The organism is Methylobacterium phyllostachyos, from assembly GCF_900103445.1.
In the GTDB taxonomy this organism is placed as follows: domain Bacteria; phylum Pseudomonadota; class Alphaproteobacteria; order Rhizobiales; family Beijerinckiaceae; genus Methylobacterium; species Methylobacterium phyllostachyos.
The window spans coordinates 138,912-159,320 of sequence record NZ_FNHS01000004.1; the positions used below are offsets into that span (position 1 = coordinate 138,912).

Genomic DNA, 20,409 nt, shown 5'->3' on the forward strand with positions numbered 1-20,409 from the left:
TCACCCATCGCGTGAACCGGACCGCTCCAGGACGAGGAGAGGCCCACGATGAACGCACCCGTTCGCCCCAAAGACGTGACAGGCAACCCCGACACCGTGACCACCGGTCCGGTCACCGGATCGCGCAAGGTCTATGCAAGCCCGGCCGGGCGGCCCGACATCCGCGTGCCCTATCGCGAGATCGCCCTCTCCGATCCCAAGGAGGCGCCGGTGCGGGTCTACGATCCGTCCGGCCCCTACACGGAGACGGAGGCGCGCATCGATCTCAATGCCGGCCTGCCGGGTGTGCGCGAGGCCTGGATCGCGGGGCGCGGCTATCAGGCCGTCGAGCCCCGGGCGGTGAAGCCCGAGGATAACGGTTTTGCCGGCGACAAGCTCGTCGCCCCCTGCCCCGCCGCGCGGACCATCCGCAAGGCAGCGCCGGGCCAACTGGTGACGCAGTACGAGTTCGCCCGTGCCGGGATCATCACCGAGGAGATGATCTACGTCGCCCACCGCGAGAACGCGTGCCGTGAGGCCATGCTGGAAAATGCCGAGGCCACCCTCGCCGACGGTCAGAGCTTCGGCGCCGCGTTGCCGGCCTTCATCACCCCGGAATTCGTGCGCGACGAGATCGCCCGCGGTCGCGCGATCATCCCGGCCAACATCAACCATACCGAGCTGGAGCCGATGGCGATCGGCCGGAACTTTTTGGTGAAGATCAACGCCAATATCGGCAACTCGGCCGTGACGTCGTCCGCGGCTGAGGAAGTCGAAAAGCTGGTCTGGTCGATCCGCTGGGGTGCCGACACGGTCATGGACCTGTCCACCGGCCGCAACATCCACAACATCCGCTCGTGGATCATCCGCAACAGCCCGGTCCCGATCGGCACCGTGCCGATCTACCAGGCGCTGGAAAAGGTCGGCGGCGACCCGCTGAAGCTCGACTGGGAGGTCTTCAAGGACACGCTGATCGAGCAGGCCGAGCAGGGCATCGACTACTTCACGATCCATGCCGGCGTGCGCCTCGCCCACGTGCCGCTGACCGCGCGGCGCGTCACCGGCATCGTCTCGCGCGGTGGCTCGATCATGGCGCGCTGGTGCCTCGCCGGGCACCGGGAATCGTTCCTCTACGAGCGGTTCGACGAGATCTGCGACATCATGCGGGCCTACGACGTGTCGTTCTCCCTGGGCGACGGCCTGCGCCCCGGCTCGATCGCCGACGCCAACGACGCCGCTCAGTTCGGGGAGTTGGAGACGCTGGGCGAGTTGACCAAGGTCGCCTGGGACAAGGGCTGCCAGGTGATGATCGAGGGCCCCGGCCACGTGCCGATGCACAAGATCAAGGTCAACATGGAGAAGCAGCTGAAGGAGTGCGGTGAGGCGCCGTTCTACACCCTCGGCCCGCTGACCACCGACATCGCCCCCGGCTACGACCACATCACCTCGGGCATCGGCGCCGCGATGATCGGCTGGTTCGGCACCGCGATGCTCTGCTACGTCACCCCGAAGGAGCATCTCGGTCTGCCCGACCGGGACGACGTGAAGACCGGCGTCATCACCTACAAGATCGCCGCCCACGCCGCCGACCTCGCCAAGGGCCACCCCGCCGCGCAGCTGCGCGACGACGCGCTCAGCCGCGCCCGATTCGACTTCCGCTGGGAGGACCAGTTCAATCTAGGCCTCGATCCGGATACGGCCCGGCGCTACCACGACGAGACCCTGCCGAAGGACGCCCATAAGGTCGCGCATTTCTGCTCGATGTGCGGGCCGAAATTCTGCTCGATGAAGATCACGCAGGACCTGCGCGCCGAGGTGCTGGCGATGGAGGAGGCCGGTGAGGTCGTGGGCGCCGCGCCCGCGATGTCGAAGGCCGAGGCCGAAGCCGGCATGAGGGCGAAGTCGCAGGAATTCCTGGCCGAGGGCGGGAAGCTCTACGTCGACGCGGCTGAGTGAGGCTGAGGCACGCCCATCCCCTCAGGAGGTGGGCGTGCCGCAGACCGTCTCCAGATCGCCGCCACGGGGGGCCTCGGTCAGCATCGAGGTCCCGGCACGGGCACCCTGGGCGTCATCAGGTCCGAGGCGATGCCGTTAAAGAGCCGGTCGACGCCGGACAGGGCTCTGGCCGCGGCTTCGCATGGCATCCAGCTCCTGAATTCTGGACTAGGCACTGCCCATCGCGTGGCGGCCGAGCACGCGTCGCGGCGACGCCGACGCGATGTATCGTGCCGGCTCCGATCAGGCTCGGTCTGCAGTCGGGCAAGTATCGCGCTGTGGTGCCGCGCGATGCAAGTGGCCGCGTACCGCGGTGGCGCCGCTTGCATCCGCCGGGATGAGAGCGACGATCGTCTCAGAATTCCACGCTCCGGACCCGACTGAGAGGAGCCCCGACGATCAAGTCCTACGCGCCTCCACCTCTTCGAGGCGGACACCCCGCGGGGCGGCAAAAGTCGGGAAAACAGAAGGAATTGAAGGCGATCCGGTAACGCGCCGTTCAGCGCCTGCACGACTTCGACTCCGCAACCGGTGGACCGATCGCGAGCATTAAGGATCGCTTAGGCGACGCTGCCACTAATTCTACGATCACAGGATCGCAGGAGATCAACCATGGAGATCCGTCCGCTGGTCTCGTCGGCGCAGGGGCCGCAGGGACTCGACGCACTCGGGGCTACAGCCGCAGCGGCCCCCACGCAGCAGCCATCTGCGCCGTCAGCGGTTGCCACGACGCTGGAGCCTGCGGTGAAGCTCGACCTTGCGACGACCACTTCCGGCAAAGCGCGCTACATCCAGGATCCGGATACAAGCGCGATCGTTTTTCAGGTAGTGGATACTGCCTCAGGAAATGTGATCGACCAGTTACCGAGCGAAACGGCACTCCGGAATCGCGCGTACGAATCGGCGCGCGAGACGCACAACCCGCAGACCGGAAGCGTGTCGCGAGTCGCCTGAAACCGCGCGGCCACAGGAACGGATCCGCGTGTCCCCCGGCGCGACCGCGTGGTGGAAATCGCAGCCATCCGTTTGACGCCGTCACCGTTCGGCTGTTAGACCGTGGCCAAGCATGAACGCGTGCGCTGTCGGCGGGGTGACTAGCCTGCCTTCGCCACCGGGCACCGTTGATGTGGGCGGGCGTAGTTCAGTGGTAGAACGTCAGCTTCCCAAGCTGAATGTCGTCGGTTCGATCCCGATCGCCCGCTCCAATTATTACAAGCACTTACCGAGATGGCGTGGTACGCCGAAATTCGAGCGTACCACCAGCGGACCACCGTCAGGGCGAATCAGGCGGCGCCCTTCGCCACTCGGCGAACCTTTTTCTGGGCGGTGACCGTGTCCCGCATCGGCGCTACGAGGGATTACCCCGGAACTTGGTAGTGTTTGGGCGCGGCGCACTGTAGGGTCTCGCTTCACCGGTTGACCACGAGGCACGTGGGCAAGCTTCCCGTCTCGATGATGATTTGCCGGTCGATCTTTCGGGCCCACTCGGCCAAGAAACCGAGGTTGTAGATCTCGAAGAAGTTGTTGACCGCCTGCAGGCGGACCCGCTGACCATCCTCGATGACCGCACCGTCGGAAAAGACGGTTTCGCCTTGACGGTTACAGCGCATCCCGGCGGCTAACGCTGAGAGCGCCCCCTCGATCCAGACGCCGGCCTGCTGAGATGCTCACGATCTGCGGCATGTCGGCGTCACGGATACGGTAAGTCCGGATGCGCGCCGTCCCGTCGGCGTGCGTGGTCGTGTCGATCAGAATGGGCCGCTGCCAGATGAAGGTCTCGCCGCGGCGCTCCCGGACCGAGTCGTCCCCAAGCGCCGCAAAGGCGCCCGCGCGAGATCGTCCAGTTCGTTGACTCTAGGCCTTGTAAATCACTCCCCACAGAGATCGTGGACCTTGCATGCCGATACGGCCGCAGGCCGCTTGACGGCGGAGCGACTTTCGGTCTTGGATTGACCCTACCGCCGCGGCACCGCCGGGTGGAAACGACCAAAGGATCGCCTCGATGTCCAAGCAGACCTCAATCCTCCTGTCCGCCGAGAACACCGGCAAACTCTCGCTGGCGCTCTACGCCATCAGGGGCCGCGCGAAAGTTTTCCCATCGGCATTCGAACTCGTCGCCGCTGCTGAGCGTGCAGAAAAGCGCCTGTCGAACGCGGGCGTCGCTCTCTCGAAGCGGGCCGGATGCCACTACGCATACCGCGAGGCCGGCCCGATGGCGAAAAGCTACAAATACCGGAAGACCGTCGTCTCGTACTCACTCAAGCGCACCGCCAAGGGCTGGGTCGTCGTCAACGCCGGCAATGAGAATGTCTCCCCGAAGCAGGCTGTCATCGACCGGATCGACCTCACCGCAAGGGCAAAGGAAGCGGTCCTCCGGGCCGCGATGTCGGGATTCGGAGAGATCCCCGCCAAGGCCGCGTGACGCTCCAGCAGCACGAAACTCGTACACAAGGGCGGTCCCAGCCGGGATCGCCCTTTCGCATGCCGGGAGCCCCTATGCCGCGTCTCATCCTCCGCCCCATGCCCCAGCCTCCCCAGGGCGCCTGCATCGGCACGTTTGATGGCGAGCCGCTGACGCTCGTCGGGCGGGACTACCTCGTCGGCGACCGGGTCATCGCGCAGGCGGACATCGGCGAGGATCTCGTCGAGGCTGTGGACGACGCCGCGACGAGGGTGCTCGGACACGAGTGGGTTACCGGTTTAGCGCGCTTGATGCAGATCAACCGGCGGAGCACAAGCAAGGACAGGATCGCGAAGTCGGGTCTACCCGAGTACACGCTGCTGTTCCTAGGCGAGGCCGCGGCACACGCTCATCCTCGCGCCCTTGGGCACGCCCTGCTGTGCGCCGTGGAGCTCCAGGAGGCATACACGACCGCCACGCACAAGAGCGGTCGACCGGCCGCCGTCGACATCGTCGAACGAAACTTGGCGACCGCGGCGACGTACCGGCGAGCCCTTCACGTGCTCGACGAGGTCCTGGCCGAGCGCGAAGCATTCCGGCGCCGGAGGGAGGCTGCCGAAGCGGAATGGAGCGGGCCCAGGGATAGCTGGCGCCAGCCCTTAACCGACGAGTAACGAGTCTCCTGCTATCACGGTCTCTGAGCTGCGCCTGCGGAACGTCCGAGGCGACTGGCCATGGAGACCGAACATGACGAAGCGCCCCCCCGTTCTCGGGGCACCCCCGACCCTGGGCGATATCCTGTGCGGCGCAATCCCCCACTGCGGCTCTGCACACCGTGACATCCAGGCATACCTCGACCACACTTGGCCGAACCTAAAGATCGGCGACCGGAAGGGCCTGTGGGAGGACCTCGGCGGGTCGTGGACCATGGTCGAGCTCCTCGAAGGGCTGCGCGTCGCGGCCACGAAAGCGGTCCACCACAGGACCGAGGTCAGGTACGATTCCGCAGTATTCGAGGATCAGCTTCTTCATTCATGGAAAGAGCTTCGCCGTCTACTCGACGGACGCCCGGCCGAGGATATCGAACTCGCCAGCCTCTACGGCGTCCCCAGCCCGCTCGACGAGTTGCGAGACCGGGAGACGGCGCTCCTCGCCATGATGGGCCAACCGGCCGCCGCCGAGGCGCTGCCCGAGGTCGTGTGGTGGTACGCTCGCAATGCCAGGCCGGACGCCGGGCTGGCCGAGCTCACCGCCACCGCACTCGGCTCCGGGCTGGCAGAATGCGGCCGCGCCCCCCAAACGATTGCCGGGACACAACTCGTCGACATCCTCGGACAATGGCGGGAAACCGGCATGGCCAGCATCGCCGAGGCCGCCCGTCTCGCCCGGGCCCCGATCCGTGACGCCGTCGCGGAGGCTCTCGCGGAGCGGAGGGCGCCCGAAGATACGCACGCGTCTGACGACGATGAGGACGATGTAATCGCCGGCTCCCCCGTCACGACCACTGCCAGCCGTCAGCTAATCCGCACGCTCGACGCCGTGCCGGGCCTGCGGCAGGCTATGACGGAGCGCGGCGTTGTCGTCGTCATCGACGTCCCGGACCGGCTGACGCTGGCCGCCATCGACGGGATGACGTTCACCGCGATGGGCCTCCATAATTGCCGGCGCGCCATCTACCACGAGGCTCCCAAGGGAACCGCCGATCGCGAGAAGCGCCCCAAGGAAATCTACTCTGCCCTTCGCTTCCCGGCGCCCCTGCTGTGCCTGTCCCCGGATGCGAACTCCTGCCTCCCGCCCGTCGCACTCCAGGCAGCCGAGCACCGGCTGACGCTGGCCGCCATCGACGCGGGCGACCTGGCGACCGTCATCCGCGCGGAGACGGGCCAGCCCCTCTCGGCGTCGGAGCGCGCCGGCCTCGCCGATCTTCATGTGACGGCGGAGCACCTCGCCATCGCGGTGCGTCCCCGGCGCACGGCCGCAGCCATCGTCGCCGAGCTCCGGCGGCTGACGGCGCCCCCCGTCGCCACGGGCCGCGGGCGGGACCTTACCCTCGACGACCTGCACGGCGCCCGGGAAGCGGTCGCTTGGTGCCGCTCGACCATTCGCGACCTGGAGGGGTGGCGGGCGGGCGCACCCTGGTCGACGGTCTCGAACGGCGCGCTGATGTACGGGCCCCCGGGCACGGGCAAGACGCTCATCGCCCAGGCCTTCGCCGTGTCCGCCGAAATCCCCCTCGTGACAGGGTCGCTGCCCCTCTGGCAATCGACGGACGCGGCGCACCTCGGGACGACCCTGAAGGCGATGCGCAACACGTTCGACGAGGCCCGGTCCAAGGCGGCCGGCCGCCGCGGGTGCGTGCTCCTCATTGACGAGATCGATGCCTTCCCGGACCGGCGCGGCGTGCGACACGATCACTCCGACTACGTTGTAGAAGTCGTGAACGCCCTGCTCGAACAGCTCGATGGGGCGACCGGCCGCGAGGGCGTCATCGTCATCGGGACGACGAACGACCACCAGCGCGTGGACCCGGCCATCCGGCGACCGGGCCGCCTCGGCAAGGTCATCGAGATCGGGCTGCCGGACGTCGAGGAGCGCGTCGCGATGATCCGCGTCCGCCTCGGCGACGACCTGCCGGGTGCGGACCTGCTGCCGGTCGCCTGGCGTACCGAGCGGTACACCGGGGCGATGATCGAGGCCTTGGTCGAGGACGCCCGCCGCCGGGCCCGCCACGCCGACCGGGCACTGGTGCTCGACGATCTGCTCGCCGTCGCCGGCGCCCGGGACGAGGGCGTGTCCGCCGACACGCTCGACAGGACCGCCGTCCACGAGGCCGGGCACGCGTTGCTGGCGACGCTGGACGACCCGTCGGCCGATATGGTTGTCGCCCTGCAGGCCGGCGAGGGCATGGGGGGCTGGGTCATGCTCGGAGGGGCCGCCCGGGGCGTCTGGACGCGTGCCCAGGCCGAGGCCCGTATCCGGCTCATGCTCGCCGGGCGAGCGGCAGAGGACATGCTCCTCGATGCGCCGAGCTCGGGGGCCTCCCGTGACCTGGCGCAGGCGACCAGCATGGTCCTGGAGATGACGACCGAGTGGGGGCTCGGCGACCGCGGCCTCGTCGCCGCCAGGATGGACCCTGCCACCGCAATGGCGACGGACCCGATGCTGCGCCGGGAGGTCCAGGAGACGCTGGACCGTCTGTACACGGAGACTACCGAAACCGTGCGCCGACATGCGGGGGCGGTCCGGCGCATCGCGGACGCCCTCGTGGAGCAGCGCCGTCTCGACGGGCGGCAGGTGGCCCTGCTCCTCGCCGAGCCGTCGGTCCGCCGGCACTGAGGGGGCGATCATGCACGACACCCCCCACATCGTCCTCCGCCGCATCAGGCTGGCGTGGTCCTCGCGCCGCTCGTGCGGTCTGGTCGCCGCCGCGATGGGCATCCGCGTCGAGCGCGTGATCGCCCTCCAGGCCGAGGGGCGCCTCTCGCCGGAGGATGCCCTCAAGCACGCGCTGGAAGCGGAGGCCTTGGCGATCTGCCTACCGCCGCTGCCCGGCGCGGACACACGCCGGCTCGTGTCCCTCTGATGCCCGCGGTCCAGGCGTACTGGAACCGGACGCGCCGCCTCTGGAGCGTCCGTGCCGGCGGTCTCGTCGTCGCCTACGAGCAGACCCTGGCCCTCGCGGGATGCCGTCTCCACGCCGGCGAGAGCACCCGGCTCCGGTGCGTGCGGACCGGCGACCGCGACGTCCATGCCTGGATCGCGGGGGAGCTCGCCGACGAGGCCTGTTTGGAGGCCCTCGTGCGGATCGGCTACCGCCCGGCCGAGACCGGCTTCCGGCGCCGGGACACCGACCAGATCATCACCCGCGCCGAGCTCGTGCGGTTCGCCCCCGACGGCTCGGCGTGGGCCCTCAATCCCCGCTGATGGAGCCCCCAAGAATGCGCGCCGCAATCCTTGCCCTCGTTCTCGCCAGTCCTTCCGTCGCCGCCGCCAATGATCTGTGGCCTACGTTCGATAGCGGCTGGCGCTGGGCCCTGACCGAGCCGGCCCCGGGAGGCCTCCGCCGGTTCGGTTACATCGACGCAGAGCCCGCCGGCCCGTCCACGTGGAGGGTCCGCGTCGAGTGCGGGATTGAGGATCCTCGCACCGGGCGCGTCGTCCGCCGGGTCGTGGGGACCGGTCAGTCGACCAGGGCGCGGATGCCTGGGTTCGGCGGCCGCTTCGAGTTGCCGGACGGACGGTTCGGGAGCTTCATCGTCACCCAGGACGCGACCGAGCCCGAAAACCTCGACCTCTACGGGGAGTTCGACGAGGGGGTGCCGGAGTGCCCGAGGCGTGGCCGCGGCGCGCTATCGTCGGGGGACTGATCGCCTACGCACTGCAGGGCGGTCACGAGCGTGTCCCTGCCGTAAATCTTCAGGAACTCGGCGAGGGTCGCGACGGACATGGTCTACCCCGGGGCCTGCTTGGCGGTCGGTACCGCGTAGGCGAGGACCTCCGCCTTGGCGCAGGCGTAGGCCTCCTCGATGGCGAGGGCCTCGGAGTCACCGGCGGCGACCGATGCGCGGTGCATGGTCTGCCGTTTCATTCGGGTGGTGGACCCGTTGATGGCCTTAACGCGTCGGCCTGCTCGGACGCGGGGAGGATCATCACCTGGCAGGGGACGGTCTCGATGCCGACGAGCGCGGCCGCGGTGGTGCGGTGCTAGCCATCGATGATAGCGAACAGGCCGCCCTCGGCGGGCGTGATGACAACCAGGGCGAAAAGGGCCCAGCAGAAGTTGTCGGCGATCTTTGCGATGTTGCGTTCGCCCTCACCGCGGATAGAGCGCTCGTATGGTGCAGGGATGGCCGGCATCAGACTCTCCGCCGCGGTCGTGGGTCTCTCCTCACCCGGCCGTTCTGAGCTGGCTTCCCGGGACTTCCTAGACATGGGTACGATCCGGCGCAGTCGCGTTGGAAACTTTCCAGGCCGAGTGCTTCAATGTCGGCATGATCCCTACGCCCAACACTGACACGTACGAGAATGCCGCGGCCCGCACGGCCCGACAGCGCCGCGACGCCGCGGACCGCGCCCGCGAGCACCGGGTGCGGCAGCGTGCCGAGCTTGAAGGCCTGCGCGCCCGGGTCGCCGAACTCGAACCCCTCGTGGCCCACGCCACAGTCGATGCGCTGATCGTGGCAGGCCTCGCCCGGGCCATCGCTCGCGCGCCGAACTATCGAACCGAGGCGCCCGTCGCAGGCTTCGTGCGAGTCGCGGAAATCCTCGATCAGTGCGGCAAGGCCGGGAGGGCGGCCAGTGGCGATTATGCGGAATGCACTTACGCCGCCGGGTGCCGTATCCAAGCCGCGGTCCGACAGTTCGCCCCCGCCAGGCGACAAACTTCGTGAAATGTCGGCTGCTCGCGCATCGCCTCCTTTGCTACTTTCGACGCGGTCGAGATGTCCCGAGCCTCCGCGCGCGCCCGTGCCCAATTCCAGGCAACGTGGTCCCGGCTCAGGCGCGCCGCACGACCACGCTGTTCCGAACTAGCACCCGTCCGACCGTAACGCCGTTCGCGCCCCACCGCGGGCCCGGGTAGCCATAGACTGCGAGGAAGGCGGAAATGGCCCGGAGCGCGCCCAAGGCGTCCCGATTTTTTCAGGCCATCCAGCACCTTCTCCAGGCCGGAGACCCTGTCTGCGAAGCGTCGGACCGCGTGCCGGATCACTTGGTCACGGTACCCGCTGGATCGGTCATGAACGACGCTATCCGGCGGCGGCGACGGGTCGACGGGCGGGGCGAAGGCAAGGGCGGCGGACACGGCGAGGGCTCCTGACACGGTCAGGAGAGGGTACGCGCGTCGGGGCCGCGACGGGAGAGAGGCGGGACGCAGACTTGCCCCTCGTGGTCCCGAAACGAAGACGCCCCTCGCGGCGGAGCCGGCGCGGGGCGTCATACACCTGTGGTGCAGGGGCCCGTCTCAGGACCTCAACACGCTACCCCGATGGCGATGGATCCACAACGGTGAACGCAACGTCAGGGGCCCACGTCCGCAGGGGGAAGAGACCGAGCCAGGGAGGCGAGGCCAGACGGTCGGTAAGCGGCTGAGGGGACGGAGCGAAGGGCGGCGAGGAATGCCGGGAACGGAGGGCGGCGACCGGGATGGGGGCTAAGCGGCCCGGAGGGGCCACGGGCAGGGAGGAGCGGCACGATAGGACGGAAGGAGCCCAAGGTCTCCACCAGGGGAGCACCCGCGGTCCCGGAGGAAGGGCGCCGGACCTCAGGAGAGGGGGAGACTACAGGAGCCGCCAGGGAGGAGCTTGAAGTCTCCAGGGATGGTTCCCGCAGTTCCGGAAGGAAGCCGACTACCGGCTCCGCCAGGAAGGCACCCAAGGGCTCGGGGAAGACCCCCATGACCTCCGGAGAAAGGCAGGCCGCCGGCTCCAGGGAGAAGGTACCCACGGGTCCCAGGGAAGCCCCCCAGGTCGCAGGCAGGGGAACGACCACCGGCTCCGCCGGGGAGGCGCCCAAGGAACCCAGCGAGGCATCCCGGCCTACCGGGAGGGACGAACCCACCGGCTCCGCCTCGAAGGCTTCCACGGGCTCCTCAGCGGGGACCCCAGCCAGAGAGGGGGCACTTTGTAAGACGGTTCGGATCGAAGTACCTGAAGACGTTGACTTAACGGCGGCAAGTGTCTCGTCCAGAACGGACGCCATGACGCCCTCCACGAATCCGCCCTTCGAAGCCGGCACCATAAAGGAGTCGTGGACCGGCAGGCACGGGACGAAAGCCCTCCGGCAGGCCTTCATGACCGCACCGGCCATGTTACTGTCGATGGCCATCAGCCGCACCCCAGCGTCGGACCCGAACAGGTGCGCGACGCGGGGGTTCGCTTCCTTGATAGCGTCGAGGATGCGGGCCGTCTGCCGGTAGCCGTACCGCCAGACCGGCTCGCCGTTGTCATCCTTCTCCTTAGCCTTCTTCATCAGGCCGCCGATGGCCGACGCCGTCGTCGGGGCGTTGACGTATGTGTTGAAGGCGAGCTTCCCCGCTGGCCGGGGCCAGTAGCCTGTCGTGTAGGGGTCGTGCGCGAGGGCGTGCCCGCACATGGCGTAGAGCAGCGTCGGGTGGAGCCAGTGGAAGTCCGGCTCGACGATGAGCTCCTTGTTGATGAGCATCTCCGACCTGCGAGCTTTCGGAAGCTGCTGCCAGTACCCGTAGTAGCGACCGTGGAGGTCGAAAGTCCCGCGAGAGAAGATACGGACGACGAAGGGCGTGGGCGTTGGCAGCGTGCAGGCCCAGGTCTCCGAGCCGTCGGCGCGCACCTTCCGTGCGCGGAGGTGGTAGTCGGACCGGCGCCAGTTGGCCGGGTCGGCGGCCGGGTCGACCGTGAGGCGGATGCCGGTCAAGCCGGCGTTCACCTCGTCAACTCCGCGACGGAGGCGGAGCACGCGGTCGGTCCGCGGCAAGGCCATAGGACGGTCGTCCAGGTCATTCAGGATGATGGGCGAGGTCGGGCCAACATGGGCCAGCTTGATGCCCCGCAGGGTCTCAGCCATCTGCTCGGTCGCCCAGAATGTCGACTGTAGCCGGTCCCGCTCATCCGGGGCAAGATGCGCTCCCTGCTCGGCCTTGAAGTGGTGGATATGGCCGGCGACGTCGAGCGCGTCGACGAACGGCACGAGCCGAGCGTAGGACATGGGCGAGCCCTCGTAGCGCGCCTCAGCATAGAAATTTCGGTTCCGGCTGTAGCTGATGCGGCGGCCCTGGCCATCGTGCTCAACCATCGCCGCGGCGATGACGGAGGCACGGACGGCCCGGTCGGCGGCGGTACGGCCCGGCTGCATGCCGAGCATCTCCATGGCGGCCTGGTCGGCCCGCCACACGTAGGACAGGGGGGCATCATCCCCCTGCACGAAACGGCTCATGTACCCGATCCCCGAGACGGTCTTGTCGGCTCGCCGGGGCACCACACCCGACGCGACAGCGACCATGCTCACCCGCGGAAGGGCCAGTGACCAGAGGTGTTTAGCCGTCGCCAGCGCCGACCCCATGCCGCCCATGGATCGCCTCCCCATGGGGTAGGGAGAGGGGTCTGGACCCATGGAAAACGGGAAATGGGCCATTAGACGGCCATGACTTTCAGTGCCGGGTCATATTTCTCATCCCGCATCGCCAAACCGGCTGGCGGCGCTCCCTGGGCCTGGCAACTTTATTTTCGGGGTAGCAGCTAGGCCCATGGGACGAACCATGGGCGCCCATGGGGGAATGCATGGCTTCATAAGCAGCCATGGGGAAAGATGGACGATCCATTCCTGCTATGCATGGATCGAGATTCGGGGTCAGGCGTGGCCTGGAACCTGCCGCGCCCGTCGGCGCATCGTCGCTAGCATGGCCGGCATCGACTTCACTTCAGACCTTGATGACGCGTGGGCGCCTGGATGGCGGCGTTCCTAAGCGAGACGTCGCTCGATCGGTACCGGCGCGCCTGCGCGTGGACGGCCTCGGAGGTTGCCGAGGCCGCAAGCCGGGGCGCGACCGAGGCCATCAACACGGCATTCGACGATCCGACGCCCTGTATGCGTCATGCCTTCGGGAACACCCAGGCCCTAAACCGCGGGGGCGACGCCGTCGAGGCCTCGCTGTACGCGAAGCCCGACCAGTCCATCGTCCCGGACTGTAAAAGGCGCTCAGGAGGCCGTCATGATTGGAGGAATTGAAAGGCAGGCGGCGGCCGTGAGGCTCGGACTGATCGCGCGCAAGCACACGGAAGCGGAAACGGTTCACCGCGCCAGATGGACAGCGGAGGCCGAGTGGCTGGGCGCCGATCGTTTAAGTGCAGAAGCCACCCAGGCACTCTGCGAGAGGCTGCTCGGCCTCGTCTACCTCGGCCCGGTTGGGCTTCTAGAACTGTGTCGGCGGCTAGCGGCGACGCGGAACGCGCGACAGGAGAGCGAAATGGAGGACTATGAGGGTGGCAGACGCTCATCGGCATGTGCATGCCGATGAGCATCCGGCGACGGAGGGGTATAAGTCGAGAGAGCGCCGGCCGGGGATGTTCCCGAGCAGATGGGGCCTCCGTCGGCGGCTGAAGCGTAGGAGTCTACGGCGCGATGGCCGCGGTAATCTTGGAAGGCAGGTCGGCCGCCCTCACCTTGGCTCCATGACCAGCGAATTCGACGTGATCGTCGTAGGGGGCGGAGCAGCCGGCATCGGCGCCGCGCGGAAGCTCGCGGCTCATGGTGCCTCGTGCCTGTTACTGGAGGCCTCCCCGCGCCTCGTGGGCCGCGCCTACACCTAGGACCTCGCAGGCTATCCCCTCGACCTTGGCTGCGAGTGGCTGCACTCGGGCGACCGCAACGCATGGGTCGGCATCGCCGAGGCGTCGGGCTTCCCGGTCGACCGGAGCGACCCGCCGTGGGCGCAGGCGCATCCTGGCATCGCCCGAGACGAGGACGCCGAGGAGGCGGCCCGAAAGGCGTTCGGCGACTGGGAGGAGCGGCTCCGGGCAGTCGCGTCGGGCAGCGACAAGGCGAGCGACGCCTTGGAGCCCGGGGGTGAGTGGAACGCCTACGTGCGGGCCATTGCCGGCTTCATGAGCGGGGTCGCGCCCGAGCTGATCTCCGCCACCGACTACCTGGCCTACGACGACGCCTCGACCGGCAAGAACTGGAACCTGCCGTTCGGCTACGGCACCCTTGTCGCCGCCAGCCTCCCGCCCGAGGTGGCGCTCCGCCTGGCGACCCCCGTCGAGCGGATCGACCTGACGGCGGACGGCGTCGCCGTCTCAACGCGGGCTGGCACCGTCCACGCAAAGGCCGCCATCCTCACGGTCTCGACCGCGGTCCTGGCCAATGAGGCCATCCGCCTGCCACCCGGGACCGAGCCCTGGCGCGAGGCGGCCGCCGCCCTGCCGCTCGGGCGCAACGAGAAGGTTTTCCTGGAGATCGGGCGCGACAGCGCATTCGGGCCGGACACGCATGCTTACGGCAACCTTCGCGACCCGAGGTCCGCATCCTACTCCATCCGGCCCAACGGCTGGCCTGTCATCGAGGCGTTCCTCGGGGGCGACGGCGCACGGATGCTGGAGGAGGAGGGCCCGGCCGCCGGCTTCGCGTACGTGTCCGCTCAGTTGGCCGCCTTGTTCGGAAGTGACGTGGCCTCGGCCATCCGGCCGCTCGCGGCCACGTCATGGAGCCGGATTGCCGCCATCGGTGGTGCCTATAGCTGCGCTCTGCCGGGCAGGTCGCAGGCGCGGGGACGGCTGGCTCAACCGTTCGAGGACCGGCTGTTCTTCGCCGGCGAGGCGACGCACCCGTTCGACTTCACGACCGCACATGGGGCGCACGACAGCGGCGAACGCGCCGCCGACGAGGCCATGGCGGCGCTTCGGGAGAGGAACCTTTTCGGCCGGCGAGGTCCTCTCACAGCCGCCTGAGAACGTTCATACCCTCTGGCGACCTTGTTCCCGATGGCGCAGTGCGTCGACCAGCAGGCGACACGGCCGTGGCATCACTCAGGAGCGACGGGGTCACGACGACCCTGGCGCCGCAGGCGGCCATGATCGCGCGCAGGACCCCTTCGGCCTCCTCAGCCTCGGCCATGGTCGCCAAGCCGACGCGCCGGAAGACCTCGCCGGAGGCGAGCACCGCCACAACGGCGAAGCGTCCGTCGGGCATGTCGGTCCTGACCAAGCCATTCGCCATCGACTCCTTGGCTGCACGCATCCGCGAGTTGATGGCCGCCCCGGGCCGCCTTCCTTGTGAACGGGGAGGATTGTCCCAGCGGTGACATGGCGAGGCGTGCATCGCGTCCTATAACCACGCCTTCGGTCTGCCGGGGATTGGGCCATGGGCGATGACGTCGGGGCGGTCCACCGACCGTTCGTGCGCAAGATAGAGAGCGTCGCGCTCTTCGACCTGTCGCAGGCAGAGCGCGGCCTTGGCGGGCCTTCCCATGCAGGTCAGCGCATACGAACCCCACCAGGACGTCGTGGTCGAGAACGACCGCCCGGCACGGTGCTTCACGGTCCTCGACGGCATCGCCGCCGCCTACAAGACCACGAACGAGGGCGGGCGGCAGGTCACCGCCTTCTACGTGCCGGGCGACGTGCCGGGCTTCCAGTGCCTGCAGCTCGAAGTGCTCGACTTCAGCATCGCCGCCGTCACGACGCTGCGCATCGGCTCGGTGGGCCACGACGCGGTCCGGGGGATGCTCGCCGCCCACCCCAGGCTCGCCGACGCCTTCTGGCGGACCACGCTGATCGAGGGCTCGCTGGCACGCGAGTGGTTGCTCAACAACGGTCGCCGCGAGGCCTACGGCCGCCTGGCGCACCTGTTCTGCGAGTTGTTGACGAGGCTGGAGGCCGTGGACCTCGCCCACGGTCGCGCCTGCGACTTCCGCCTCACCCAGTCCGAGCTTGCCGACGCCCTCGGGGTCACGGCGGTCCACGTCAACCGCGTGCTGAAGGAGCTCCGCGACCAGGGCTTGATCACACTCGGCGGCGGGCGCCTGGTCATCCACGATTGGGACGCGCTCGCGGAAGCCGCCGATTTCGATCCGGCCTACCTCCACCTCCGGCGCGACGACGCCCGCACCGATGCCGCCGTCATCGGCCCGGGCGGGCACCGAGGCGCCCGAGAGCCGAGCCCGTCGAAGCCTGCCCCCGGCCCGACGTGGCCGCTCCCGGTGCCGGTGGCGGCCACGTCGGGAACCGGCCCTCGGACCCAACCGGATCGGCCCCGCCCACGCCCGGCCTGACGGCGTCCCGCGCCGCGCCGGCCGACGATGTCACGCTCTCGTCTCCCGGCCCGCGCCACGGGAAGACGGATCGGGCGCGACGACGCGGTCGGCGAGCGCCCTCAACTCGCGGCGCAGGTCGGCCAGCGGCCTCGCGCCGAGGCCCGTGCGGCGGACGACCGCCCGCTGCGCCTTCACGGCCTTCTCCTCCAGCGCCAGGCCGGCCGCGGTGGGCGCGACCATGACCACCCGCCGGTCTGCGGCCCGGACGCGGGTCACGAAGCCCGCGGATTCCAGCCTGTCGACGAGGGGCGTCACCGCGCTCGGCCCGACCTCAAGCCGCGCGGCCAGGTCGGTTCCGGCCATCGCGCTGTCCTGCCAGAGCGCGAGCATGACGAGGTACTGCGGATAGGTCAGGCCGAGCTCGGCCAGGAGGGGCTTGTAGGCCCGGGTCACGGCGTTCGTGGCGGCGTACAGGGCGAAGCAGATCTGGTCGTCAAGCCTCAGGCCCGGTCGCTTCGGAGACATCATCGGCAGGCCACCCGTCCTCACGCGAACGATACACGTCTGTAAGGTCCACGCGCGAATGACAAGGCCCGCGGGCCGTGATACGCGCGATGAGGTCGAAAGCACAGGGAAGAGCGGCGACTTGAGGCGTGGGCCCCCGCGCCCGACCAACCGGCGCCTGCGCCGCCCAGGGGAACGGTTGGAGCGGGGTCATGGACAGCGTCAGCGCGCAGGACATCGTCGACACCGTACCGTCGAGCCTGCTGGTTCTGGACATGGACCTCAACGTCCACTCGGCCAACCGCGCCTTCTACCGGACCTTCGCGGTCGAGCCGGAGGCCACGGTCGGGCGTCCCCTGTTCGAGCTCGGCAACGGCCAGTGGGACATCCCCGAGCTGCGCCGGCTGCTCGTCGAGGTCGTGCCGCGCGACGGGACCGTCGAGGGTTACGAGGTCGGACACGACTTCCCCGGCATCGGGGTCAAGTGCATGCGCCTCAACGCGCGCAAGGTGTTCCGGCCCGGCAACCACGTCCCGTTCCTGCTGCTCGCCATCGACGACATCACCGCCGAGCACGAGGCCCGCGGCGAGGCCGAGCGGCAGGGTCGCCTCGCCCGAAGCATCGTCGACACCGTGCGCGACCCGATGGTCGTGCTGGAGGGCGACATGACGGTCGCGGCGGCGAGCCGGGCGTTCGTGCGCCTGTTCGGCGACGAGGGTGGCGACCTTGTCGGGCGCTCGCTCTACGACCTCGCGCAGGGGCAGTGGAAGGTCGGGCGGCTGCAGAGCCTGCTCGCCCGGGTGGTGCCGGACGACGCCGCGCTCGACGGCTTCGAGGTCGAGGACGAGTTCCCGGGCCTCGGCCGGCGCATCTTCAAGCTCAACGCGCGCAAGGTCCACCGGCCCGGCAACCACGTCACCCGGCTGCTGCTCGTGTTCGAGGACGTGACCGAGGCGCGCCTGCTGGAGCGGCACCGCGACCTGCTCGCCGCCGAACTCGCGCACCGGATCAAGAACAGCCTGCAGATCATCACCTCGTTCGTGTCCTACGAGATCCGTCGCGCCGCCGAGCCGTGCATCGCCGGCTACAAGGCGATGCAGGCCAGGATCGGCGCGGTGGCGGGGCTCTACGACGTGATCTCGCGCTCGGCGTCCCTCGGGCCGGTGCCGGTGGGTCCCTACCTGGAGGGCATCGCCGGCAGCCTGCGCTCCAGCCTGCTCGGCGCCGAGGCCGGCGTGCGGATCGAGGTCGAGGCGGAGCCGCTGGCCATCGTGGCCGACCACGCGGTGACCATCGGGCTGATCGTCAACGAGCTGGCGACGAACGCGGTCAAGTACGCCTTCCCAGGGGGGCACGGCTGCATCGCGCTCGGCTTCGGGCGTCGCGACGGCGAGGTCGTGCTGACGGTGGCCGACGATGGGGTCGGCCTCGCGGCGACCACCGGCAGCGGCCCGGCCTCGGGCAAGGGCTCGCGCTTCGTCGAGGCGTTCGTGCGCCAGGTCGGCGGCAGCCTGGCTTCCGCCTCGGGCAAGACCGGAACGACCTACACGGTCCGGCTGCCCGCCACCATCCTCGCCGAGGCCTGACGTCTCGATCTTCCGTGCCGGCCTGGGGCATGTCCGCCCGCGGCACGGTGGGGGCTTGCAGGCCGGACGGCAACCGGCCGAGAGAGCCAGGGTTATATTTTAGGTCAGGCGTCCTGGGCGTCCCGCATGCCGGGTCACGGGGCCGGAAAACCGGTTCGGGAGTGGGTTCGGGTGTCGCGTCCAGACGAGAGCGGTCCCGGTGGGATCGACATGGCACTCCTTCGGGCCGCGGTCGAGGCGACCGGCGAGGCCATCCTCATCACCACCGCAGACCTCGACGAGCCCGGTCCGGTCATCGTCTACGCCAACCCGGCCTTCACCCGGCTCACCGGCTACGCGGCGGAGGAGGCGGTGGGGCGAAGCCCACGGTTCCTCCAGGGCCCGGGCACCGACCGCGCGGTTCTCGACCGGACCAGGGCCTTCCTCATGGCCGGCGAGGCGTTCCGGGGCGAGGCGCTCAACTACCGTGCCGACGGCTCGACCTACTGGGTCGAGTGGCTGATCACCCCCGTGCGTGCGGGGGACGGGCGGATCGCCCACTGGGTCGCCGCGCAGCGCGACGTGACGGAACGCCGGGCCTACGAGGGCCGGCAGGCGCTGCTGGTGCGCGAACTGCACCACCGGGTGAAGAACACCCTTGCCACCGTTCAGGCCGTCCTCAACGCCACCATGCGCTCGTCGGTGTCGATGCCCGAGTTCATGAACGCCTTCACGGGGCGGATCATGTCGCTCGCCCGGACGCACGCGCTGATCACCGAGGACCAGGCGCAGGTTGCCTCGTTCGAGGGGTTGCTCCGGGCAGAGCTCGACCCCTACCGCGAGGGCGGGCGCATCTCGCTTGAGGGCCCGAACCTGCGGTTGCCCTCGGACCTGGCGGTGCCCGTCAGCATGGCGCTGCACGAACTGACGACCAACGCGCTCCGCCATGGCGCGCTGGGTCACCCGGGCGGACGGGTCGCCGTGACGTGGGCTGTCGAGGACGCGCCGGACGGGCCTCACCTCGCATGGACCTGGAACGAGCACGACGGGCCGCCGCCGTCCCTGCCGACCCGCGAGGGTTTCGGCATGCGGTTGCTCAACAAGATCCTGACGGCGCAGACGGCGGCGGAGGTCGGTGTGGACTCCGACGCCGACGGCCTGCGGATCAGCGTCCGTATCCCGCTCACGCGTGACCGGGCCGGCTGACCTCGGGTGCCGCGTACGTGCCGCCGTGGCGCTCGCAGGCGCCACGGCTCCGGCGGGCCGCTTCGTTCGGGCGATGCCTCGGGAAGCCTACGCGGTGCCGTTGCCGCCGGTGGCGCCGTAGACCTCGCCGGTGACGTAGCTCGCCTCCTGGCTCGCCAGGAACACGTAGACCGGCGCGAGCTCGACAGGCTGGCCGGGACGGCCCAGCGGCACCTCGGAGCCGAACTTCTCGACGGCTTCCTGCGGCTGCCCACCAGAGGGCTGAAGGGCCGTCCAGAAGGGACCCGGCGCCACCGCATTCACGCGGATGCCGTTAGCCACCTGCTGCTTGGCCAAGGCCTTCGAGAAGGCGACGATGCCGGCCTTGGTGGTCGCGTAGTCCACGAGGATCTGGGGCGGGTTGTAGGCCACGACCGAGGCGGTGTTGATGATGGACGCGCCCGCCGGCATGTGCGGCAGCGCCGCCTTGGTGATCCAGAACATGGCGTAAAGGTTCGTCTTGAGCGTCCGGTCGAACTGCTCGTCGGTGATGTCGCCGATGTCCTTCTGGTTCGTCTGCTTGCCGGCGTTGTTGACCAGGAGGTCGAGGCCGCCGAGATCGGTCACGGCCTTTTTCACGAGAGCCTCGCAAAAAGCCTTGTCGGTGATGTCGCCCGGGAGCAGGACCGCCTTGCGACCCTCCGCCTCGATTAGCTTGGCGACCTCCTGGGCGTCGGGCATCTCGTCCTCGACGAAGCTCAGCGCCACGTCGGCGCCCTCGCGGGCGAAGGCGATGGCGGCGGCCCGCCCGATGCCGGAATCGGCGCCGGTCACAAGGGCCTTCCGGCCCTCCAGTCGCCCGTGGCCCCGGTAGCTGGTCTCGCCGTGGTCGGGCTTAGGCTTCATCGCCTGCGCGAGGCCCGGGGCCTCCTGCGGCTGGCGCTGGAACGGCGGCTGCGGGTACTGGGTGCGGGGGTCCTGCATCTTCAGGCGCAAGTCCGAGGCATCTGTCATCTGGTGTTCCATAGCGCCGGCTCGGGCCGGGACAGCCTGCG

At 69.1% G+C, this 20,409-nt stretch carries 20 protein-coding genes, 1 tRNA gene and 1 pseudogene; 15 read left to right on the top strand and 7 right to left on the bottom strand.

Annotation, left to right across the window (positions count from 1 at the left end; translation table 11 throughout):
* Positions 1-48 precede the first annotated feature (48 nt).
* The 3 genes from thiC (at position 49) to BLQ49_RS07765 (ending at position 3,179) form a co-directional block, all read left to right on the top strand.
* Positions 49-1,935 (top strand): phosphomethylpyrimidine synthase ThiC, encoded by a 1,887-nt coding sequence (thiC, locus tag BLQ49_RS07755; RefSeq protein WP_091714737.1) that lies wholly within the window; start codon positions 49-51, stop codon positions 1,933-1,935.
* Positions 1,936-2,586: 651 nt separating this feature from the next.
* Positions 2,587-2,928 (top strand): flagellar protein FlaG, encoded by a 342-nt coding sequence (locus BLQ49_RS07760; protein WP_091714738.1) that lies wholly within the window; start codon positions 2,587-2,589, stop codon positions 2,926-2,928.
* A gap of 176 nt (positions 2,929-3,104) precedes the next feature.
* Positions 3,105-3,179 (top strand) — tRNA-Gly (locus BLQ49_RS07765).
* Positions 3,180-3,383: 204 nt separating this feature from the next.
* Here the strand turns inward: BLQ49_RS07765 and BLQ49_RS07770 are convergent.
* Entirely contained in the window at positions 3,384-3,584 is a 201-nt protein-coding gene (locus BLQ49_RS07770; protein WP_091714740.1) for a hypothetical protein, read from the bottom strand.
* 392 nt (positions 3,585-3,976) lie between these two features.
* On the opposite strand from BLQ49_RS07770, the gene BLQ49_RS07775 reads away from it, so the two are divergent.
* From BLQ49_RS07775 to BLQ49_RS30210, 6 genes are all read left to right on the top strand, one after another.
* Positions 3,977-4,396 carry a hypothetical protein gene (locus BLQ49_RS07775; RefSeq protein WP_091714742.1) on the top strand — a complete coding sequence of 140 codons (420 nt, stop codon included), beginning with the start codon at positions 3,977-3,979 and terminating at the stop codon, positions 4,394-4,396.
* A gap of 74 nt (positions 4,397-4,470) precedes the next feature.
* On the top strand, positions 4,471-5,049 hold the full coding sequence (locus BLQ49_RS07780) for a hypothetical protein (RefSeq protein ID WP_091714743.1): 579 nt from the start codon (positions 4,471-4,473) through the stop codon (positions 5,047-5,049).
* 73 nt (positions 5,050-5,122) lie between these two features.
* A complete protein-coding gene (locus BLQ49_RS07785; RefSeq protein ID WP_091714745.1) occupies positions 5,123-7,711 on the top strand; it encodes an AAA family ATPase in 2,589 nt (862 codons plus the stop codon).
* Positions 7,712-7,721: 10 nt separating this feature from the next.
* A complete protein-coding gene (locus tag BLQ49_RS07790; RefSeq protein ID WP_091714747.1) occupies positions 7,722-7,958 on the top strand; it encodes a hypothetical protein in 237 nt (78 codons plus the stop codon).
* Entirely contained in the window at positions 7,958-8,299 is a 342-nt protein-coding gene (locus BLQ49_RS07795; RefSeq protein WP_091714749.1) for a hypothetical protein, read from the top strand. The genes BLQ49_RS07790 and BLQ49_RS07795 overlap by 1 nt, the downstream gene beginning before the upstream one ends.
* A 275-nt stretch (positions 8,300-8,574) precedes the next feature.
* Positions 8,575-8,742, top strand: coding sequence for a hypothetical protein (locus BLQ49_RS30210; RefSeq protein ID WP_244507499.1), 168 nt, complete (start codon positions 8,575-8,577; stop codon positions 8,740-8,742).
* Between the two features lie 83 nt (positions 8,743-8,825).
* Here BLQ49_RS30210 and BLQ49_RS30585 read toward each other — a convergent pair whose 3' ends face one another.
* On the bottom strand, positions 8,826-8,948 hold the full coding sequence (locus BLQ49_RS30585) for a hypothetical protein (protein ID WP_280140950.1): 123 nt from the start codon (positions 8,946-8,948) through the stop codon (positions 8,826-8,828).
* Positions 8,949-9,079: 131 nt separating this feature from the next.
* Positions 9,080-9,232 carry a hypothetical protein gene (locus BLQ49_RS29580; RefSeq protein WP_167627654.1) on the bottom strand — a complete coding sequence of 51 codons (153 nt, stop codon included), beginning with the start codon at positions 9,230-9,232 and terminating at the stop codon, positions 9,080-9,082.
* A 98-nt stretch (positions 9,233-9,330) separates the two neighbouring features.
* Between BLQ49_RS29580 and BLQ49_RS07805 the strand changes: the two genes are divergently transcribed.
* Positions 9,331-9,765, top strand: a complete 435-nt coding sequence (locus BLQ49_RS07805) for a hypothetical protein (RefSeq protein WP_091714753.1) — start codon at positions 9,331-9,333, stop codon at positions 9,763-9,765.
* 628 nt (positions 9,766-10,393) lie between these two features.
* On the opposite strand, the gene BLQ49_RS07815 is transcribed toward BLQ49_RS07805, so the two are convergent.
* Both BLQ49_RS07815 and BLQ49_RS30215 read right to left on the bottom strand, forming a co-directional pair.
* On the bottom strand, positions 10,394-12,286 hold the full coding sequence (locus BLQ49_RS07815; protein ID WP_143012223.1) for a hypothetical protein: 1,893 nt from the start codon (positions 12,284-12,286) through the stop codon (positions 10,394-10,396).
* 1,175 nt (positions 12,287-13,461) lie between these two features.
* On the bottom strand, positions 13,462-13,599 hold the full coding sequence (locus BLQ49_RS30215) for a hypothetical protein (protein ID WP_244507515.1): 138 nt from the start codon (positions 13,597-13,599) through the stop codon (positions 13,462-13,464).
* Here BLQ49_RS30215 and BLQ49_RS07825 point away from each other — a divergent pair.
* From BLQ49_RS07825 to BLQ49_RS07835, 3 genes and pseudogenes are all read left to right on the top strand, one after another.
* Positions 13,540-14,796: pseudogene (locus BLQ49_RS07825) on the top strand (flavin monoamine oxidase family protein). The gene BLQ49_RS30215 and the pseudogene BLQ49_RS07825 sit on opposite strands and share 60 nt — an antisense overlap.
* A gap of 68 nt (positions 14,797-14,864) precedes the next feature.
* Complete coding sequence (locus BLQ49_RS29585) at positions 14,865-15,149, top strand: hypothetical protein (RefSeq protein WP_167627655.1); 285 nt, start codon at positions 14,865-14,867, stop codon at positions 15,147-15,149.
* 150 nt (positions 15,150-15,299) lie between these two features.
* Complete coding sequence (locus BLQ49_RS07835) at positions 15,300-16,118, top strand: Crp/Fnr family transcriptional regulator (protein ID WP_244507500.1); 819 nt, start codon at positions 15,300-15,302, stop codon at positions 16,116-16,118.
* Positions 16,119-16,148: 30 nt separating this feature from the next.
* Here BLQ49_RS07835 and BLQ49_RS07840 read toward each other — a convergent pair whose 3' ends face one another.
* Positions 16,149-16,628: a MarR family winged helix-turn-helix transcriptional regulator gene (locus BLQ49_RS07840; protein ID WP_091714760.1), complete on the bottom strand. Its 480-nt coding sequence runs from the start codon at positions 16,626-16,628 to the stop codon at positions 16,149-16,151.
* 188 nt (positions 16,629-16,816) lie between these two features.
* On the opposite strand from BLQ49_RS07840, the gene BLQ49_RS07845 reads away from it, so the two are divergent.
* Together BLQ49_RS07845 and BLQ49_RS07850 are read left to right on the top strand one after the other, a co-directional pair.
* Positions 16,817-18,190, top strand: a complete 1,374-nt coding sequence (locus BLQ49_RS07845) for a sensor histidine kinase (RefSeq protein WP_091714761.1) — start codon at positions 16,817-16,819, stop codon at positions 18,188-18,190.
* A 210-nt stretch (positions 18,191-18,400) separates the two neighbouring features.
* Positions 18,401-19,375, top strand: coding sequence for an HWE histidine kinase domain-containing protein (locus tag BLQ49_RS07850; RefSeq protein ID WP_091714763.1), 975 nt, complete (start codon positions 18,401-18,403; stop codon positions 19,373-19,375).
* A gap of 87 nt (positions 19,376-19,462) precedes the next feature.
* On the opposite strand, the gene BLQ49_RS07855 is transcribed toward BLQ49_RS07850, so the two are convergent.
* Positions 19,463-20,368 carry an SDR family oxidoreductase gene (locus BLQ49_RS07855; protein WP_091715129.1) on the bottom strand — a complete coding sequence of 302 codons (906 nt, stop codon included), beginning with the start codon at positions 20,366-20,368 and terminating at the stop codon, positions 19,463-19,465.
* Positions 20,369-20,409 lie beyond the last annotated feature (41 nt).

Coding starts and splice junctions, on each gene's coding strand:
- thiC (WP_091714737.1), top strand. CDS start 49: ATGAACGCACCCGTTCGCCCCAAAGACGTGACAGGCAACCCCGACACC.
- BLQ49_RS07760 (WP_091714738.1), top strand. CDS start 2,587: ATGGAGATCCGTCCGCTGGTCTCGTCGGCGCAGGGGCCGCAGGGACTC.
- BLQ49_RS07770 (WP_091714740.1), bottom strand. CDS start 3,584: ATGCGCTGTAACCGTCAAGGCGAAACCGTCTTTTCCGACGGTGCGGTC.
- BLQ49_RS07775 (WP_091714742.1), top strand. CDS start 3,977: ATGTCCAAGCAGACCTCAATCCTCCTGTCCGCCGAGAACACCGGCAAA.
- BLQ49_RS07780 (WP_091714743.1), top strand. CDS start 4,471: ATGCCGCGTCTCATCCTCCGCCCCATGCCCCAGCCTCCCCAGGGCGCC.
- BLQ49_RS07785 (WP_091714745.1), top strand. CDS start 5,123: ATGACGAAGCGCCCCCCCGTTCTCGGGGCACCCCCGACCCTGGGCGAT.
- BLQ49_RS07790 (WP_091714747.1), top strand. CDS start 7,722: ATGCACGACACCCCCCACATCGTCCTCCGCCGCATCAGGCTGGCGTGG.
- BLQ49_RS07795 (WP_091714749.1), top strand. CDS start 7,958: ATGCCCGCGGTCCAGGCGTACTGGAACCGGACGCGCCGCCTCTGGAGC.
- BLQ49_RS30210 (WP_244507499.1), top strand. CDS start 8,575: ATGCCTGGGTTCGGCGGCCGCTTCGAGTTGCCGGACGGACGGTTCGGG.
- BLQ49_RS30585 (WP_280140950.1), bottom strand. CDS start 8,948: ATGCACCGCGCATCGGTCGCCGCCGGTGACTCCGAGGCCCTCGCCATC.
- BLQ49_RS29580 (WP_167627654.1), bottom strand. CDS start 9,232: ATGCCGGCCATCCCTGCACCATACGAGCGCTCTATCCGCGGTGAGGGC.
- BLQ49_RS07815 (WP_143012223.1), bottom strand. CDS start 12,286: ATGAGCCGTTTCGTGCAGGGGGATGATGCCCCCCTGTCCTACGTGTGG.
- BLQ49_RS30215 (WP_244507515.1), bottom strand. CDS start 13,599: ATGAGCCGCGAGCTTCCGCGCGGCGCCGATGCCGGCTGCTCCGCCCCC.
- BLQ49_RS07840 (WP_091714760.1), bottom strand. CDS start 16,628: ATGATGTCTCCGAAGCGACCGGGCCTGAGGCTTGACGACCAGATCTGC.
- BLQ49_RS07845 (WP_091714761.1), top strand. CDS start 16,817: ATGGACAGCGTCAGCGCGCAGGACATCGTCGACACCGTACCGTCGAGC.
- BLQ49_RS07850 (WP_091714763.1), top strand. CDS start 18,401: ATGGCACTCCTTCGGGCCGCGGTCGAGGCGACCGGCGAGGCCATCCTC.
- BLQ49_RS07855 (WP_091715129.1), bottom strand. CDS start 20,368: ATGACAGATGCCTCGGACTTGCGCCTGAAGATGCAGGACCCCCGCACC.